The organism is Caldisericota bacterium (assembly GCA_034717215.1).
Taxonomy (GTDB): domain Bacteria; phylum Caldisericota; class Caldisericia; order Caldisericales; family Caldisericaceae; genus UBA646.
This window is the reverse complement of sequence record JAYELD010000176.1, coordinates 1-17471: the sequence shown is the minus strand read 5'-3', so window position 1 is coordinate 17471 and position 17471 is coordinate 1. Positions and strand designations below refer to the sequence as shown.

The 17471-nt window shown below is 33.9% G+C and carries 15 protein-coding genes; 10 read left to right on the top strand and 5 right to left on the bottom strand.

Annotated elements, in window-relative coordinates:
• From U9Q18_07330 to U9Q18_07320, 3 genes are all read left to right on the top strand, one after another.
• Positions 1–182, top strand: a 182-nt coding sequence (locus U9Q18_07330) for an oligopeptide/dipeptide ABC transporter ATP-binding protein (GenBank protein MEA3314170.1), incomplete at its 5' end; no start/stop codon positions are given.
• Positions 179–1180, top strand: coding sequence for an oligopeptide/dipeptide ABC transporter ATP-binding protein (locus tag U9Q18_07325; GenBank protein MEA3314169.1), 1002 nt, complete (start codon positions 179–181; stop codon positions 1178–1180). The genes U9Q18_07330 and U9Q18_07325, both read left to right, overlap by 4 nt.
• Before the next feature lie 147 nt (positions 1181–1327).
• Positions 1328–2065 (top strand): metallophosphoesterase family protein, encoded by a 738-nt coding sequence (locus U9Q18_07320; GenBank protein MEA3314168.1) that lies wholly within the window; start codon positions 1328–1330, stop codon positions 2063–2065.
• Here U9Q18_07320 and U9Q18_07315 read toward each other — a convergent pair.
• Genes U9Q18_07315 through pth form a run of 4 tightly spaced genes read right to left on the bottom strand, consistent with a single transcriptional unit; the run spans position 2052 to position 8193 of the window.
• The gene (locus U9Q18_07315; protein ID MEA3314167.1) at positions 2052–3113 is read right to left on the bottom strand and encodes a lysylphosphatidylglycerol synthase transmembrane domain-containing protein; all 1062 of its coding nucleotides are present in this window, start codon (positions 3111–3113) and stop codon (positions 2052–2054) included. The genes U9Q18_07320 and U9Q18_07315 overlap by 14 nt on opposite strands.
• A complete protein-coding gene (mazG, locus tag U9Q18_07310) occupies positions 3091–4287 on the bottom strand; it encodes a nucleoside triphosphate pyrophosphohydrolase (GenBank protein ID MEA3314166.1) in 1197 nt (398 codons plus the stop codon). Before mazG ends, U9Q18_07315 begins: the two co-directional genes overlap by 23 nt.
• Positions 4268–7627 carry a transcription-repair coupling factor gene (mfd, locus tag U9Q18_07305; GenBank protein ID MEA3314165.1) on the bottom strand — a complete coding sequence of 1120 codons (3360 nt, stop codon included), beginning with the start codon at positions 7625–7627 and terminating at the stop codon, positions 4268–4270. Before mfd ends, mazG begins: the two co-directional genes overlap by 20 nt.
• On the bottom strand, positions 7624–8193 hold the full coding sequence (pth, locus tag U9Q18_07300; GenBank protein ID MEA3314164.1) for an aminoacyl-tRNA hydrolase: 570 nt from the start codon (positions 8191–8193) through the stop codon (positions 7624–7626). The genes mfd and pth overlap by 4 nt, the downstream gene beginning before the upstream one ends.
• A gap of 180 nt (positions 8194–8373) precedes the next feature.
• Here pth and U9Q18_07295 point away from each other — a divergent pair, with 180 nt between their 5' ends.
• The 7 genes from U9Q18_07295 to U9Q18_07265 all read left to right on the top strand — a co-directional run bounded on the left by U9Q18_07295 (position 8374) and on the right by U9Q18_07265 (position 16828).
• Positions 8374–9081, top strand: coding sequence for an anaerobic ribonucleoside-triphosphate reductase activating protein (locus tag U9Q18_07295; protein MEA3314163.1), 708 nt, complete (start codon positions 8374–8376; stop codon positions 9079–9081).
• 50 nt (positions 9082–9131) lie between these two features.
• Complete coding sequence (locus tag U9Q18_07290) at positions 9132–10412, top strand: GerMN domain-containing protein (GenBank protein ID MEA3314162.1); 1281 nt, start codon at positions 9132–9134, stop codon at positions 10410–10412.
• Complete coding sequence (locus U9Q18_07285) at positions 10409–11896, top strand: amidohydrolase family protein (GenBank protein ID MEA3314161.1); 1488 nt, start codon at positions 10409–10411, stop codon at positions 11894–11896. Before U9Q18_07290 ends, U9Q18_07285 begins: the two co-directional genes overlap by 4 nt.
• A complete protein-coding gene (locus tag U9Q18_07280) occupies positions 11878–13404 on the top strand; it encodes a DnaB-like helicase C-terminal domain-containing protein (GenBank protein ID MEA3314160.1) in 1527 nt (508 codons plus the stop codon). The genes U9Q18_07285 and U9Q18_07280 overlap by 19 nt, the downstream gene beginning before the upstream one ends.
• Positions 13401–14618, top strand: coding sequence for a 2,3-bisphosphoglycerate-independent phosphoglycerate mutase (locus U9Q18_07275; protein MEA3314159.1), 1218 nt, complete (start codon positions 13401–13403; stop codon positions 14616–14618). The genes U9Q18_07280 and U9Q18_07275 overlap by 4 nt, the downstream gene beginning before the upstream one ends.
• Positions 14618–15379 (top strand): molybdopterin-binding protein, encoded by a 762-nt coding sequence (locus U9Q18_07270; protein MEA3314158.1) that lies wholly within the window; start codon positions 14618–14620, stop codon positions 15377–15379. The genes U9Q18_07275 and U9Q18_07270 overlap by 1 nt, the downstream gene beginning before the upstream one ends.
• A gap of 177 nt (positions 15380–15556) precedes the next feature.
• Positions 15557–16828, top strand: coding sequence for a tetratricopeptide repeat protein (locus tag U9Q18_07265; protein MEA3314157.1), 1272 nt, complete (start codon positions 15557–15559; stop codon positions 16826–16828).
• 26 nt (positions 16829–16854) lie between these two features.
• Here U9Q18_07265 and U9Q18_07260 read toward each other — a convergent pair.
• Positions 16855–17471, bottom strand: a 617-nt coding sequence (locus U9Q18_07260) for a glutamate--tRNA ligase (protein ID MEA3314156.1), incomplete at its 5' end; no start/stop codon positions are given.

Sequence of the window (17471 nt, the reverse complement as noted above, 5' to 3'; positions counted from 1 at the left end):
CAATTGAAGGGATGATACCAAGTCCATATAGCATGCCAAAAGGATGCTATTTTCATCCAAGATGTCCATTTGCAACAGATGAATGTAGAAAGAACATACCGGAACTAAAAGAAATAGGACCAGGTCACCTAGTAAGATGTTTCCATCCGGTAGAAAGCAACAAGGGGGTATCAAAGAAATGAAAAAATCAATATTAGAAGTTAAAAACCTAAAAAAATACTTCCCTGTTGTAGGTGGTATTTTCAGTAAGCCAATCGCCTGGGTAAAAGCTGTTGACGATGTATCGTTTAGCATTTTCGAAGGAGAAACATTTTCTCTTGTAGGAGAAAGTGGAAGTGGTAAAACCACTACTGGAAAAACAATTTTGAAGTTAATTAAACCTACAGGTGGACAAATTATTGCAGAAGATATAGATATAACAAACTATTCTGCATCGGAAATGAGACCCTTAAGAAGAGACATGCAAATCATCTTTCAAGATCCATATGGTTCGCTAAATCCTCGTCTTCCGGTTGGAGAAATTATTAGAGAACCATTGGTTGTACATCGTGTAGGAAATAAAAAAGAACAGGAAGAAAGAGTAGTAGAAGCAATGCAAGTTGTGGGATTACGCCCGGGGTATTTGCATAGATACCCACATGAATTTTCCGGAGGTCAGAGACAAAGAGTAGGTATAGCAAGGGCTATCGTACTTAATCCAAAATTCATTGTTGCAGATGAGCCAGTTTCAGCACTGGATGCATCCATTCAATCTCAAGTGCTGAACCTGTTAATGGATCTTCAACAAAAACTTTCCCTTACATATTTACTTGTTGCACACAATTTGGCTGTAGTAAGACATGTTTCCGATAGGATTGGGGTAATGTATTTAGGCAAATTAATGGAAATTGCAGATACAATGGAACTCTTTAATAATCCTTTGAATCCATATACACAAGCTCTGCTCTCGGCCATACCAATTCCCGACCCTGAAATTAAAAAGGAAAGAATTATCCTGGCAGGCGATATTCCTTCGCCAATAAATCCACCCTCAGGATGCGTATTTAGAACTCGCTGTATATATGCACAGGATATCTGTGCAGAAAAAATGCCTCAATTAATTGACACAGGAAATGGTCACTTCGCAGCCTGTCATTTTGTTAAAAAGGGCGGAAAGACAGAATTCACAAAGAAATCTTAATTTCAAATTAATCATTAATCGTCATATATTAGGCCGGGTATATTAAAAATCCCGGCCTATTTTGTTTATATAAAAATATATGAAATTACAAAAGAAATGATATAATTCTAAAAAAGGAGGGTAAACATTTTACATAAATACAACAACATGAAATATGGAATCATTTCAGATGTACATAGCAATGTGGAAGCTCTTAACGCTGCAATCGGCAAAATGAAAGATAATGGCGTTGAATCAATCATATGTTGTGGAGACATTGTGGGATATGGACCTGACCCTGAAGAATGCATAACAATATTTAAAGAACTCCCCATTCATTCAGTTATAGGAAACCATGATTATGCCATAAATTATATAAACGAAGAACAATCTTTTAATACTTATGCACGCCTTGCTATCAGATGGACAAGAAAAAAGCTTTCCAAAAATTCAAAAACTTTTATTAAAAATCTTCCCTTTTTTTCAGAGCAAGATAATTTTACTATTTTTCATGGAACATTTGATGAGAAAAACCCTTTTAAATATCTAATAACCGCACAAGACGCAGTAAAAAACTTTACAGACGTCAAAACCCAGATTGGATTTTTCGGCCATTCGCATGTTGCAGGTTATTTTATACAAACTAAAAATAAAAAAATAAGTTATTATTCTTGCATAAAGGATTGCAAATTAACGCTTAAAAAAGACAACCGATACCTCATTAATATTGGGAGTGTAGGACAACCAAGAGATGGAAATCCTGAAGCCGCCTTTGCAATCTATGATACTTCTTGCGACACTATAGAAATTGTACGTTTTCAATATGACATAAAAGCAGTTTATAAAAAAATAATTAAAGCTCATCTCCCAAACTTTTTAGGAGATAGATTGTTTAGTGGGGTTTAGATTTTTTCTTTTTAGAAAGATTGATCCAGGTTGTTATTCCACCAAAAATAATTAGCAAATAATGAGAAAATACTCTCCAAACAATGACAAACACACCAATAAGCGGCTGTGGAATAAGCCCTGCAAATAGAGCCAAAATTCCTATCTCTGCAGTGCCACTCCCGCCCGGTGTAGGTATATAAGCCGAAGCAATAAAAAAGATGAGGGCGGTAATAACAATTTGCGGCCACGGAGACTGCACACCCAATCCTCTGAGAAGAATCACGGGAGTAAACAACACCAAACCCCAGGCTACAAAGCTTAATATAAAAGCATGTAATATATACACTTTTCGCGATTTAAACATTTTGTTGCGTGCTGTTTCAAAATCTATAACTATCTTTCTCATCTGTTCTATGGAACTTTCTAATTTCGCTTTCGGAATGATTCTGTTAAAAAACTTTTTCCTTGATAAATTTTCTATCCATTTTTCAACGACATGTGGTTTAAACACAGAAAAAATAAAAAATAAAAAAAATATTAAAGTAATGATTATTCCTGTGTTTATCAAGTTATTAGTAGTTTTAGAAAGGTGCCATTGTGTTTTTGTAAGAGCAATCCACATAGGAAGAAGTGCAAAAACAGAAAGTCGTGTAAACGTTCCAATAAATGTTTTAATAGCAACAATGGCTGTAGAATCCCCTGGTTTTACCTCATTATCTCGTGAAAGTAAGAATATCTGAAATGGTTCTCCTCCCCCTCCAGCAAAAGGAGTAATGCGAGAAAAAAACCCTCCTATAAGAAATATATTCAAACAATCCTTAAATACTATCTTATACTCAAGTGCATTTGCAATAATTTTTATCACATATGCTTCAATAATCCAATCAAAAAACATTAAAGAAAAAGCAAAAACAAGATAAGAAACTTTAAACGATTTTATCATTGAAATAAAATCCCAATTATGCGTTATAATTGAAACAAATATAATGCCTACAACACCTGCAAGAATTGCATAAACCGTTTCTTTTACTAATTGCTTACCATTAATTTTTTTCTTCTCGTTCATCCTTTTTTATTTGCTCCCAAATTTTATCAAGTTGCTCATCCGAAAACTTTTCTATCTTATTATCTGTTTTTTCTCTAATTTTTTCAAATCTTTCCCTAAATTTTTCCATGGAAAGAAATAAAGCATGCGTAGGATCCACATTCAAAAACCTGGAAAGGTTTACCACAGAAAAAAGAAGATCGCCTATTTCTTCCGAAGGGTCTTTTTCCTGTTCAATCTCCATTTTAACCTCCTCCAACTCTTCTTTTACTTTCTGCATAATTTGATCGATGTGAGAAAAATCAAATCCACGTTTCCGTGCTTCATCCTGTATATCAAATGCAGTAATTAAACCTGCAAGCACTTTAGCTATATCCACGGAACGACCATTTTTTTCTATCTTTTTAATCGCTTCCCACTGTTTTAATACTTCACTGCTTTGTTTTACACTGCTCTCACCAAATACATGTGGGTGTCTCCTATACATTTTGCCGAAAAGTCCATCTAAAACTTCGTCAAGACTAAACCTTCCCTCTTCTTCCCCAATTACGCTATGCAAAAGAATTTGAAGCAGCACATCCCCTAATTCCTCTGTTATAGAGGAAAATGACTCTTTTTTTATTGCCTGCACAAGTTCTAACGACTCCTCTATAAGTTCAGGAATAAGCGATTTATGCGTCTGCTCTCTATCCCACGGACACAATTTTCGCAACAGTTGAACCTGCATATCTGTTTCATAGAACTTGGTCATTCTTTTATTTAAGTAAAATAGTTTTATATGATCTGCTATATTGCGCATAAAATCCTTCTGTTCATCTGTCCAGTTTGGCATAACTCTACTCTCTACCGTTTTAATAGCATTTACAACTTTTTCCCCATTGTATACCAAATAGAGAGCAGCTAACATAGATGCTGAAGGCAAATCGTTTTCATAATAAATAACAAACGGGAACCTTATTCGCTTCAAAAATCCGGAGTAAAGAAAAAATTCTCTTAATTCAATTAGATCAAACTGTAAAAAAATATCGGCAGAAAAGCATTTATGTTCCATGTCGCAAGAAATCTTTTCTTTAGGTATAGGTTCATTTACAAACAAAATGATTGCTTTAACTCCTTCTTTCTGCGCATCCTTCATCTTATTTCTTAAAGGTGCTGAATCTACAGCAATCTCGTTCTTAATAATCCAACTTAGCATAATTTCTTTTCCCTCTAATCATATTTAACACATTCAACACTTCTACAATTATATCCTTTCCCGTCTCAAAAGAAAGGTAATCTTCTCCAAACCTCGCTTTTTTATCTTTTTCAAGAAACAATTTAACATTTTCCAGAGAAAGAGTATTCTTTTTATCTACACTGAAGAATACCCTCTTCCCTTCCTGGAATATTTCTTTTATACCTACATCGCGTGCACTAGCTTCTATAATACCTATTTTCAATAAATTTTCCATCTCGTATGGAATTTTCCCAAATCTATCAACAATCTCCTCTCTAATATTATTAATTTCTAATGAATCTTTTGCTCCGGTAATTCTTCTATAGTAATTCATTCTTTCACTATTTACTGAAATATATCTAGAAGGGATGTAGTATTTATCCTTCAATCGTACTAAAACATCTTTCGTTTCAATTATTTTTTTACCCTTAAGTTCTGCTACTGCTTCATCAAGTAAATTCACATACATATTATAACCAACAGATACAATGTGTCCATGCTGTTCTTTTCCGAGCATATTCCCTGCTCCTCTTATCTCAAGGTCTTTCATGGCAATTTTTATCCCTGCTCCTTTACCTTCAAATTCCTTTATCGTTTCCAACCGTTCTTCCGCGATAGCTTTTAAGCTTTTATTTTTCGTAAAAAAGAAATATGCAAATGCATTAATATGAGATCGTCCTATTCTTCCTCTTAATTGATACATCTGTGAAAGCCCGAAATTCTCAACAGTATCTACAATTAATGTATTCACCGTAGGTATGTCGAGTCCGTTTTCTATAATTGTCGTAGAAACAAGTACATCTAATTTTCCTTGATAAAATAAAAGCATGACCTGCTCAATGTCCTCTTTATCCATCTTTCCATGCACAACGCTAATTCTTGCGCTAGTATCTTTTAATAAGCTCTTTAACTTCTCAGTAAACTCATAGATATCTTCAATTTTATTGTGAACAAAAAACACCTGCCCTTTTCTATTTAGCTCAAACTGAATCACTTTCTCGATAACTTCCCAATTTAAAGGCATCACAAATGTTTTTATAGGAAATCTCCCCACAGGCGGAGTATTGATAAGCGAGATGGATCTCAAGTTGATTAAAGAAGAATGCAATGTGCGCGGAATTGGTGTCGCAGTAAGAGTGAGAATATCAATGTTTGCACAAAGCTCTTTAATTTTTTCCTTGTCTCGGACGCCAAATTTTTGCTCTTCATCGATAATGAGCAAACCTAAATTTTTAAACTTTACATCTTTTGATAAAACTCGATGTGTACCAATTAATATATCCAGGGTTCCTTCTTTTAATTTTTTTAATATTGTCCTCGTATTTCCTTTAGACGTAAAACGTGAAAGTACATAAACTTCAATTGGAAAAAGATGAAGCCGTTCTCTAAAAATTCTCCCATGTTGCATGGCAAGAATTGTAGTTGGCACAAGTACTACCACTTGTTTTCCATTCATCACGGCCCTAAGAGCGGCTCTTATCGCAATTTCAGTTTTCCCATAACCAACATCACCACATACCAACCTATCCATCGATTTATCTGCTCTCATATCTGACATCACTTCTTCTAATGCCGTCTCTTGGTCGTCTGTTAATTCGTAAGGAAAAGAGAGATCTAAGATTTTCTCTTCCTCTCTAAAGGGCCTAAATGAAAATCCACCATTCAGGGTCCTTTCAGCCTGCACACGTAAAAGTTTCCTTGCAAGTTTTTGTGCATTCTCTTTTGCTTTCTCTTTTATATTTCCCCACTCTTTACCATGGAGCTTATTTAATGAAATAATTCTTCTATCTCCTATATACCTTTCGACAAAACCTATCCTTTCCATTGGAACATATAATTTTTCGCCGTCTCTATATTCTATAAGAAGGTATTCGCTCTCGCTGTCTTCCCTTTTAAGTTTTACAAGTCCTTTGAATATCCCTATGCCGAAATCTTTATGAACAACATAATTGCCTGTTTCTAATTCTTCAACACTCACAATTCTTTCGCTAGACAATAGTTTTTTTGCCGGTTTGTGTATTTTATAATGCGGAAACAATTCTTTGTCAGTCAAAACTAAAGCTTTTTCGGTTTCTATTCCTTGCTCCATGTACCCGTCTATTAGTCGTAGTTTCTGTGTTTTAGATGACGAAATCTCATAAATATCAAATAATTCCTTCACCCGCTCGTATTCCTCAGTAATAATGATTATGTTTTTTTCGTCAAGATAATTCAATATAAAATCTTTAAAAGAAGAAAGTGCGAGAAAATTTTCTGAGAGAGGTTTTATAGGCAATTCAACATATTTTTCGGAATCAGAAAATTTACTGAAATACACAATTTTCCCTTTTTCTATCTCTTCTAAACCTTTTCCAATAATATCTAGAGAAATAGGGATGATTTCACCTGCGTCCACACTCTTTTCATGTACTTCTTTTGTTTCTCTTACAAAGTTTTTAGTATCAATTGTTTTGTAAATTATTTTTGTGAAGCAATTAATTTCATCAATAAGAGATGGATATGAAACAATACCTTTGTTTAAAAAAAATTGGAAGTAATAGTTAACTCCTATCGTATCGCCTGCCCTTAAAGCAGCGAAATCCTCCATCACTGAATCCTTTAAGTATTCATTTTTCTTTTTTCTCAAGCACAATTCCACTCGTTCGAAAACCTTCTTCCATATTCCTTGAGAAAAAAGAAAATAATTAATAGGATACAGTTGGATAGAAGAAAGAACACTTTCCGACCTCTTTGTCTCTATGTTAAAAAATTTTAGTACTTCTATTTCGTCTTCTTCTCCATAAAGCACTCGAATGGGCTTCCCATAAGTAAACGTATAGATATCAATAATATTGCCCTTTACCGAAAATTCACCACGTTCTGTTACTTCTAACGTGCGTTTATAACCAAACTTGCTAAGAGTGTGAGAAAGTTTATTAATACTTACTTTTTCATTTTTTTTAATACAAAGCTCTTTAACATATTCCTTTAGGATTATAGGATCAAACAGACCTTTTAAAGAAGAGATAATAATTTTTCTTCCCTCTTTTTTATAAAATGAATTAAGAAATTCAATCTTTTTGGCAATTCTGTCTTTGCCCACAAAACCGTTTTCGAATGGATGCAACCCAAATTCGGGATTTAGTAAACCGCTAGGAACAATACGTTTAAGTAATTTTGCATCTTCAAAATCCCTTGTAACAATAACAATGTTGTCGTCTTTTAGTTCATTGACAATTGCTTTTATTAATACACCAAAATCTGGTGAAATAAAAACTTTTTCTTTGTCTAAAGTTTGAATTATCCTTTCAGGATTTTCAAACAGATCTTCAAATTTCATCTATTATAAACTGTTTGTGCTCTCTCAATGCCTTCAAAAATAATCAATTCAATTGCTTCCGTAACATCGTTTATAATTTGGCCCATTGTGACTTTTTCCTCAGGACTAAACCGGGAAAGCACATAATCTACTGTTTCAGTTTTTGCCAGAGGCTTTCCTATTCCTACCTTGATTCTGATAAAATTTGACTCGACAAGTGAAAGAACAGAAGCAATTCCTTTATGACCCCCGGCTCCCCCGCCTATTTTTATTTTAAACTTCCCAACTGGAATATCAAGATCATCCTGAATAATAATAAGATGAGAGGCGGGGATCATCAAATCATCAATAAATGGCTTTACAGCTCTACCTGAAAGGTTCACATATGTAATGGGCTTCACCAATACAACTGCTTCCTTGTTTCTACCACATTTAGCTGTTCCTTTACCATAAAATGAAAAATATTTCACCTTTTTTAGTGAAATTTTCCATCTCGATGCCAAAGCATCAATCACCGTAAAACCAGTATTATGCCTGGTATCTTTGTATTCTTCTCCAACATTTCCAAGTCCAATTATTCCATACATATCGCATCCCACCAAGTAATCATTTTAAATGATTAGACATTTATTGCAAGAAGATAAAAAAATAGTAAAATGTTAGAAAAGGAGGTTAATGGGGATTCATATCCTTTCTGACTGTAAATGTTTTTGTTTTCCAATTGGAGCCCAAAATATTATCAATAAGAATTCCGTAACAAACAAAAAATGATAAAAAATACAATAAGCATTGGTGGATTTAATAAATTCTCCTTAATCGACTATCCCGGTAAAACCTGCGCTATCATATTCACTCAGGGATGTGATTTCAGATGCCCCTATTGCCACAATCCCGAACTCGTATTACCTCACCTTTTTGAACCACCTATTCCCGTTAGCGAAGTGCTTTCATTTTTAGAAAAAAGAAAAGACTTACTTGAAGCTGTAGAATTAACCGGAGGAGAACCCACTATGCAAGAAGGTCTACCAAAAATAATTAAACAAATAAGAAAAATGGGATATCTTATCAAGATCGATTCAAATGGCTCAAACCCAGATATTATTAAGAGATTAATAGATGAGCAGCTCGTTGATTACTTTGCCATGGATATCAAAGCACCTCTTGAAAATTACTCGAAAGCCTGTGGAGCGATAGTAGATACAAATAAGATTAATGAAAGTATAAATATTATAATGCAATATGCTCCGGATTATGAATTTAGAACAACAGCAATAAAAAAAATTCATACAAAAGACAGTTTTAGAAAAATAGGGTTACTTATAAAAGGAGCAAAACGATACTATCTGCAAAATGCACACTATGATAAAACGGTTTCTGAAGAATTCAAAAATGAAAAAGCTTTTTCTAAAAAAGAAATGCATGCATTTTGTGAAGAAATCAAAAAAAATGTAAAACATTGTTATCTAAGAATATAACTCTCAAAAAAATATGTTTAAAAAAATAATTTTTAAGGTACAATAAAAATATGAAAAATAAAAAAACAGTGGTCCGTTTAATTGCCCTGATTTTATTTGTTGCAATCGTTCTAACAGGCTCATATCTTTATTTAAATCTTCGTTTGAAAACGACAGGTAAAAAAACTATAGTAAAACTCTACTACTATGACCCAATAGGAAAAGAACTCATACCAACGGAAAAAGAAATCACAATCCCCAGCAGCAATACACTCGCAGTAATAAAAATAATAGATGCACTTAAAACACCTACACAAAATGACTTATTCTCCCCTTTAAATAGCGATACCGTCGTAAAATCTGTAAACATAAAGGATGGAGTATGCACATTAAATTTTAATAAAGCAGCTACAAAGATTGCATCACTCGGTGTCAGAAAAGAAGCCATAAGAGTATATGGGTTAGTAAACACTCTCACAGAATTGCCAGATATTACATCGGTTCAGATTTTAATAGATAATGAAAAGAAGGATTATTTCAACCATTACATTCAAATTGATCGTCCTATTGCACACTATTCTGGAATTTTACCTCAAGGAAAAGAAGCACTCCTGTATTTCTCCAATCGAAATGGAGACAACCTTCTCCTTGAAAAAAGAGAGATAATCCCAAAAACTGATCCGGTTGCACTAACAAAAGAAATTATTCAAGAGCTTTTTTATGGGTCACTAAAAGACCTTCCTCCTCTTTTCCCAGAAGACATCGACATACTGAATAATTTTTATATTCAATCAGGTGGCGTTATCATTATTGACCTCTCCTCAGACATACTTAACTATTCCCTTGGATCTCATGCTGAATATCTCACAGTGCTTTCAATAGTAAATACACTCACAGAATTGCCAGATATTACATCTGTTCAGATTTTAATAGACGGAACGGTTGTTCCCACTCTTTTCGGCAGTATAAGCATATCACACCCTATAAAACGCTTTTTTGCACTAACTGAAGAAAGCAAAGCAATAATACCATATTATATTCATACAGAAGGAGAAGAACAATTTTTTATGCCTGTTGTAAAAACAATTAATTCACAAAATCCTATAGAAACACTGTTTCTCTTATTAAAAGACTCTTCAGAATTTGATACATACTTACCCAAAAATAGCACACTTCTTTCTTACAAAACAGAAAATTCTACTCTTGTTCTGGAAATATCTATTCCAGAAGATGTAAGCTTTGATATAGACAATATCAAACAGCAGATCATGTTTTCATACACAGAGTTACCTGATGTAAAAAGAATCAAACTTATTATTAACAAAGAAGAATTTCTTCTAACAAGACAATGAAAACGATTTTTTCTGCTGATTCAATTTACATCAATAAGACAGAAAAAAAAGATTACTCGGTTGTTGTTGAGAATGGAATAATACAAGTAATTGAAAAAAGAGATCTAATAAAACAACAATTTCCATTTGCCAAAGAAAAAAAATATGATGGTTTCTTGTACCCGGGTTTTAACGACTCACATGTGCATCTAAAAGAAATCGCACTGCTCCTTTCCTCTGAGGACGCTACTAACTGCAGAAACTATCAAAGTATCAAACACTTAATTGAAAAAGATGACAGAAATTTTGTATACATCTACAACTTTGACTTCAATAATCTTTTAAGGAATGAATGGGAAAAACTCTTTAAATACAATAAAAAACCAGTTTTCATACAGAGTAAGGATGAGCATTCGGTTTTCGTAAACAAAACAGCTTTAAAAGAAAAACAAATTGTTCTAAAAAGAATTAAAGGAGGAGTGTTAGTAAAAAATAAAGGAAAATTTATTGGAATATTAAAAGACCGTGCTATAGAACTCGTTAAAAGCATAAAAGAAAGACAGATCTCTAAAAAAGATGTAAAAAACGCAGAAAAGTATCTATTAAAAAGAGGTATTGTTTCCGTTACAAACTTTGATTTTTCTATCTACCCGCTTTTAAATGATATGAGCAAAAATAAGGATTTAAAAATACGTATATATCAAGGCATTGAAAAGGATTCACTGCAGGATATCATTAATGAGAATATACATACCGGATTAGGTGATAAAAACTTACGCTTCGGCCCACTAAAATGCTTCATGGATGGCTCACTTGGCTCACAAACTGCTGCCATGTACAAAGTAAATGGATTTCCTTCATCTTTCACAATGGGGAAAAACGAATTGAGTAATATAATAAGTCTTGCAAATGAAAATAATATCCAGGTTGCCGTACATGCAATTGGAGATAAGACTGTACATGCTGTAATGAGTCTTTTTAGTCGCTTTGGAAACCAAAAAATGCGAAACAGAATTGAGCATTTCCAATTCATCAATGAAAAAGATCTCTCGCTGCTTCAAAAGACTCATTGTATAGCATCCATGCAACCAATACATGCCACTGCAGATACTGCTCTTGTTAAAAAACTGCTAGGAAATTACAGATACGCATATCCATGGAAAACAGTTTTAAATAGTGGTAAACTGCTTGCATTCGGCTCTGATGCGCCTGTTGAAGATGCATCTCCGCTTCAAGGTATACATGCTGCTACTACCAGGATTTCGCCCGGTAGCACAAATCCCTTTGTACCAGAAGAATGTATTTCCAGAAAAGAAGCTTTTGATGCATACACAACGGGCAGTGCATTTGCAAGCTTTGCAGAAAATGTAAGTGGAAAAATCAAAAATAGCTATCTTGCAGATTTTATTTTGCTGGACAAGTCATTGTTTCATTTTAATGATATAATGAATATAATTATAATAAAAAATATTATAGGGGGGATAGAATGGATGAAATCACAATAAAATTAATTGGTTCCATACTTAAGGATAAATTCCTTTTGCTTAGCAGCATTAAAAATGGTTTAGAAAAAGATCTTTTTAGTACTTATGAAGAAAAAATCCTCGTTGGCTATATCCTTAAAAAATATGGTAAAAAAGAAGAAATCCCAGAACCTACTTTAATAAAAACGGAATTTGAGGAAAGCGGAATATACACGGTAAACTTAGGTAAGCTAATTGATAAAGTTGCAACAATGACACCATTAAACCTTGAATCACTCGTTGTATATATAGATATTCTCAAAAAAAGGAAATCAGAAGAAAGGCTTATGTCCATAGGAAAACGCATAGAATCCTATATAAAGGAAAAAGAGCAGAAAAAAGATCTTACAGAATTTACAGGAGAAATAATTAATGAAGTTCACGATATTATGCGGAAAAGAGTTAAAAAAAGGATTAATCCCGTACGAACACAGCTTATCATGTTCTCCTCAGAAGTTGAATCAAGAGAGTCTAATAAAAACTTTATTCTTGGATACTCTTTAGAACCATTTCATTGTTTGAACGAAACTCTTTCTGGTGCAAGACCCGGATTCTATTATGCTTTAGCGGGCGCACCCCGGAGAGGCAAAACAAACCTTATGCTAAGAATCGCTTCGTATATTGCAAGCAACGAACATATACCTGTTCTGTTTTATTCATGGGAACAAACTTCAAGAGTTTTATTTCTACGAATTTTTTCTCAAGAAACATTGTTACCTCCTTATGTGCTTGAAACAACAAATATTATAAGCAATCCAGAACTTAAGGAAAGATTTAACCGCGGTTATGCAAAAACAGAGAGTTATATGAACTATCTCTACCTTGTCGAAGGAAGAAGAGAAGATACCATTAATAGAATAAAGAGCCACGCTTTTTCAGTTATGCAGGAAGCAAATACAGAAAAAATAGTAATAATCATCGATTACCTGCAAAAAGTTCCTACCCCAATTCTTTACCAGGATCTTTCCCAACAAGTAGATGATGTTTCGGGCGGTTTAGCAAGTTTGTCTATGGAGTTAAAATGTCCAGTTTTTGCTGTTTCTTCCTTTGATAAAGAAGGTTGTCGTCTTGATTCGAAAGAAAGTAAAACAAGACCTACCATGTTTAACTGTACAGGCGGGGGGGATATAGAATACGATTCAGATGTTGCGCTCATTCTTACAAAAGATTTCAAGGACACTGCTGCTCTGCATGAAAAGATTGACAATGCCGCAAAAGAAGGAAGAATCGACCCGACTCAAATACCACATTTTGAGATTTTAAATCTCCATGTGGATAAAAACAGAGATGCTCCTCTTGGAGGAAATATTATTATTCAGTACCTATTCCTCATTGAAGACAATAACCTCATAGAAATTGAATATAAAGATATAGAAGAAGAGTATACATATGCGAAAATTTCAAAAATATTCGAGTGGATGATGGATAATATGTATCTTATGCCTATGCAAGGAAATACAACAAAATATGAAAAAGGAGAAGAAGAGTGATATCGCAAGAATTCATCAAAAACCTGAAAGTAAAAAACAATAACAAAATAATCCTTATGCTATTAGATGGTGCTGGGGGCATACCAAACAAGTTGGGCAAAACAGAGATTGAAACTGCATACGCTCCAAATTTTGACTTCATAACAAAAAACTCCATTACGGGTATTGCAGATCCTGTTTCAATGGGCATTACTCCCGGATCAGGACCCGGACATCTCAGCATTTTTGGCTACGATCCTATCAAATACATGATAGGTAGAGGTATTTTAGCTGCTTTAGGTATTGGTTTTCCGCTAAAGCAAGGCGATGTAGCAGCAAGGGGCAATTTTGCAACACTTGATAGTGCCAATAAAATACTTGACCGAAGAGCTGGCAGGATACCAACAGAACACTGCAAAAAACTTACTGAAATGATACAAAATAAGACAAAGAAAATTTACGATACTGAAATATTTATAAAGCCAGTGATGGATTACCGGTTCGTCGCAATTTTCAGAGGTGAAGATCTTTCAGATAAGCTTACCGATACTGACCCGCAAGCTACTGGCGTTGCTCCGCTAAAATGCAATTTCTTAGACGCAAAAGCAAAAAAAAGTGCCAAAATAGTAAATGAATTTATTGAAAAAACAAACAGTATCATAAAAGACCAACATCCAGCCAATGGATTACTATTGCGGGGATTTTCTTCATACCCTGCAATACAAACGATGACAGAAATATATGGGTTAAAACCAGCAGCTATTGCAACATACCCTATGTACAAGGGACTCGCTAAACTCGTTGGTATGGATATATTAGATGTAGGTAGTACAGATATCATGGATGAATTAAAAACACTCAAAGAAAATTATGATAAATATGATTTTTTTTATTTTCATATAAAGAAAACAGATTCATATGGTGAAGATGGAAACTTCGACGCCAAAGTACGCCTTATTGAAGAAGTGGATGAAAAAATTGTTCCTGAAATACTTAAATTGAACCCTACTGTGTTAACTATTACATGCGACCATTCCACGCCTGCCATAATGAAACAACATAGCTTCCATGGAGTACCATTTGTCCTTCTTTCACCTTATGCACGCCCTGACCGAGCAGAATATTTTTCAGAGAGAGAAATTGGAACCAAGGGAGGACTTGGCAGATTTGAGGCAAAAAATGAAATTGTCTTAATGCTTGCTCACTCCCTAAAACTGAAAAAATTCGGTGCTTGATGAAAATAAGCTTAATGCTTATTGGAGATGAACTCCTTCGTAATAAAAGAGAGGATCTCAATGCCCATTTTGTAATTTCGAAACTAAAAGAGAAGCATCTCTATTTAAACAAATTGCTTCTTGTAGGAGATAATGAGTTCTCCATAAAAGAAGGCTTGCTTTTTCTTATAGCATATTCTGATGTTTTAATCACATCTGGAGGACTTGGCCTAACCCCCGACGATATTACACTGGTAACTGTTGCAAAGACATTGGAAAAATCGCTTGTAAAAGATAAAACAGTACAATGCTATGTACTAAATAGCTTAAAAAAAATCGGGCAACATGCAAACAAGAATTATATAGAAAAAATGTCTTATTCAATTGATGGTGCAATTCCCATAAAAAATGAAGTCGGCGTATCTCCCGGGATGCATCTTAAAATAACCAATAAACATCTTCTTATTCTACCTGGCGTACCTCAAGAATTTAATGCAATGCTTACTCGTTATGTATTGCCATTGCTTGCAAATGGAAAAACGACTTTTGAAAAAACATTTTTTGTCCCACTCAAGGAATCTGATCTCATAGAATTTCTTGAACTCCTCGAAACAAAATATAAAATAAAAACTGCCTCTTATCCTCCGATATTTAAAGATTCGTTTCTTGAAATTAAACTAATGGGAGAAAAAGAATCAGTTAACAAAGCAGTTGAATACTTCAAAGTATTTTTAAAAAGTAAGGGTATAAAGCTGAAGGAAGACAATCAAAAGGATTTATAAAATAAAAACTTGCATACATAAAGCTTTTATGTATACTGTCTATCAAATCTAAAAAGACTAATATTATAAAGTAAATTGCTACAGGACTAAAAAAGATATCATGAAGTATATGTTTTTAGCAATAAGACTTAAAAAATTTACTAAAAAAACGTAAAGTAAGATTGGAGAGTTTGCCTCATGAACATCATAGAAAAAGCAAAAAAAATAAAAGAAAACGACAGAGAAAAAGCAATAAAGCTACTCGAAGCGTTTATAAACACACATAAAAAAAATCGGGTAGGAGCACACAGCTTGCTTTCAAAGCTGTATCTTAAATCAGGTGAAAAAGAAAAAGCAATAGCCGTACTAAAAGACGGAATTAAGGCAAATCCAGATAATAGATGGCTTTATTTGATGCTCGGAGACCTATACTATTTTGATTTAGAAGATGCAGACAACGCCATTAAAGTACATAAAGAGGGACTTGCATTGTTTGATAAACCAATAAAAACTACAATGTCCCCTTACAGATATTTTCTAAAAAGGCTTTCCAACATAAGTTATGCAAAAAAAGATTTTGCTAATGCAGAAAAATATTTTGAACTATTTATTGCACTTGAGCCATCAGATTTTTATGCATCTGATTTTAAGAAATTTGCAGAAGTTTTGATTAACCAGGGCAAAAAAGAACGTGCCAAAGAAGTTTTAGTACTTGGAATAAAAGCACACCCAGGATATAAAAATTTGTATGAATTCGCAAAGAAAAACTTCCAAAGCGAAGATTTTCCATTCAGAGAAAGAAAAATCAGGTTAACAATTCCTGATGTAGAGAGAATTTCTATAAAAACACCACTTATAAAAGAGGGAGATAATCTCTACGACATAATAGGTAAATATACAAAAAGTGTAAGAAAGAAAAATGACATTATTACTATTTCCTCCTGCGTTGCTGCAATGTGCGAAGAAAGAATGACAACAGTAGATACAATTTTTCCATCCTTTCTCGCAAGACTTGTTTCACATTTTGTATCGCATAAGGATGTACCATTTGGTGGGGCAGCGCCACTTGCAAACCCCGCAGCAATGGAAATAGCAATAAGAGAGGTAGGTAAAACACGTATTATCTTCGCGACAAAAGCTGGAGCAATAGGAAGAATCTTTGGTAAAAAGGGCTGGTTTTACATTATTGCAGGAGAGCAAGCTGCTTTAATAGATGATCCACCTGCTGCAATTCCACCTTTTGATTATGCTGTCATACCAGGACCAAAAGATTCATTTGTAGTAAGTGAAAAAATTGCAGAGAGAACTGGCTGCAGAGCAGCAGTTATTGATGCAAACGACCTTGGAGATGCCTGGGCAGTAGGATACAGTAAGAACGTATCAAAGGATAAATTGGAGAAAGCACTTTCTGACAATCCTGCGGGAAATGAAGACCAACAAACCCCCATTGTCATCGTAAGAGGATTATAGATAAAATTTAGCTACTCAAATACTCTTTATAAATTCGTCCCGGTGAAATTCTTATTAAGCGCTTTTCTAAACCTATCTATTACGCGCTCTTTCCCAAGTAAGAGCATAATTTTTGTAAGCTCCGGGCCATTCTTAGATCCAATAAGAGCAACTCGCATTGGGTGATATATTTTCTTTCCGGAAAGATTAAGTACAGTTTTCAATTCATTTATAAATTTATCCAGTGTTTTTTCTGTAAATTTGATGTTTTGCAATTTTTCAATTAGGTATGAAAACACTATTTTATTTTCTTCCTGCTTAAGTATTCTTTGCTCTTCTTCGGTTTTGATAAGGTCAATCTCTTCAAAAAAAGGAGCAGCAACTTTTATTATGTCCCTAATAGTCTCCATATTACCTTTTACTGTATTAACTATATTTAATAACTTCTCAGAACAATTACTGTCTTCTTTAATCCATTCTTTCTCTATCATAAAGGGGAGAGTAAGCCTACAAAGTCTTTCATCGTTGGCCTTTGAAATATAATGATGGTTCATCCATTTGAGTTTATCAATATCAAATATAGCAGGTGCTTTGTTAACACTTTCAAGAGTAAATAGGTTGATGAGTTCTTCTTTTGTAAAGAACTCTCTGTCGTCTTTAGAAG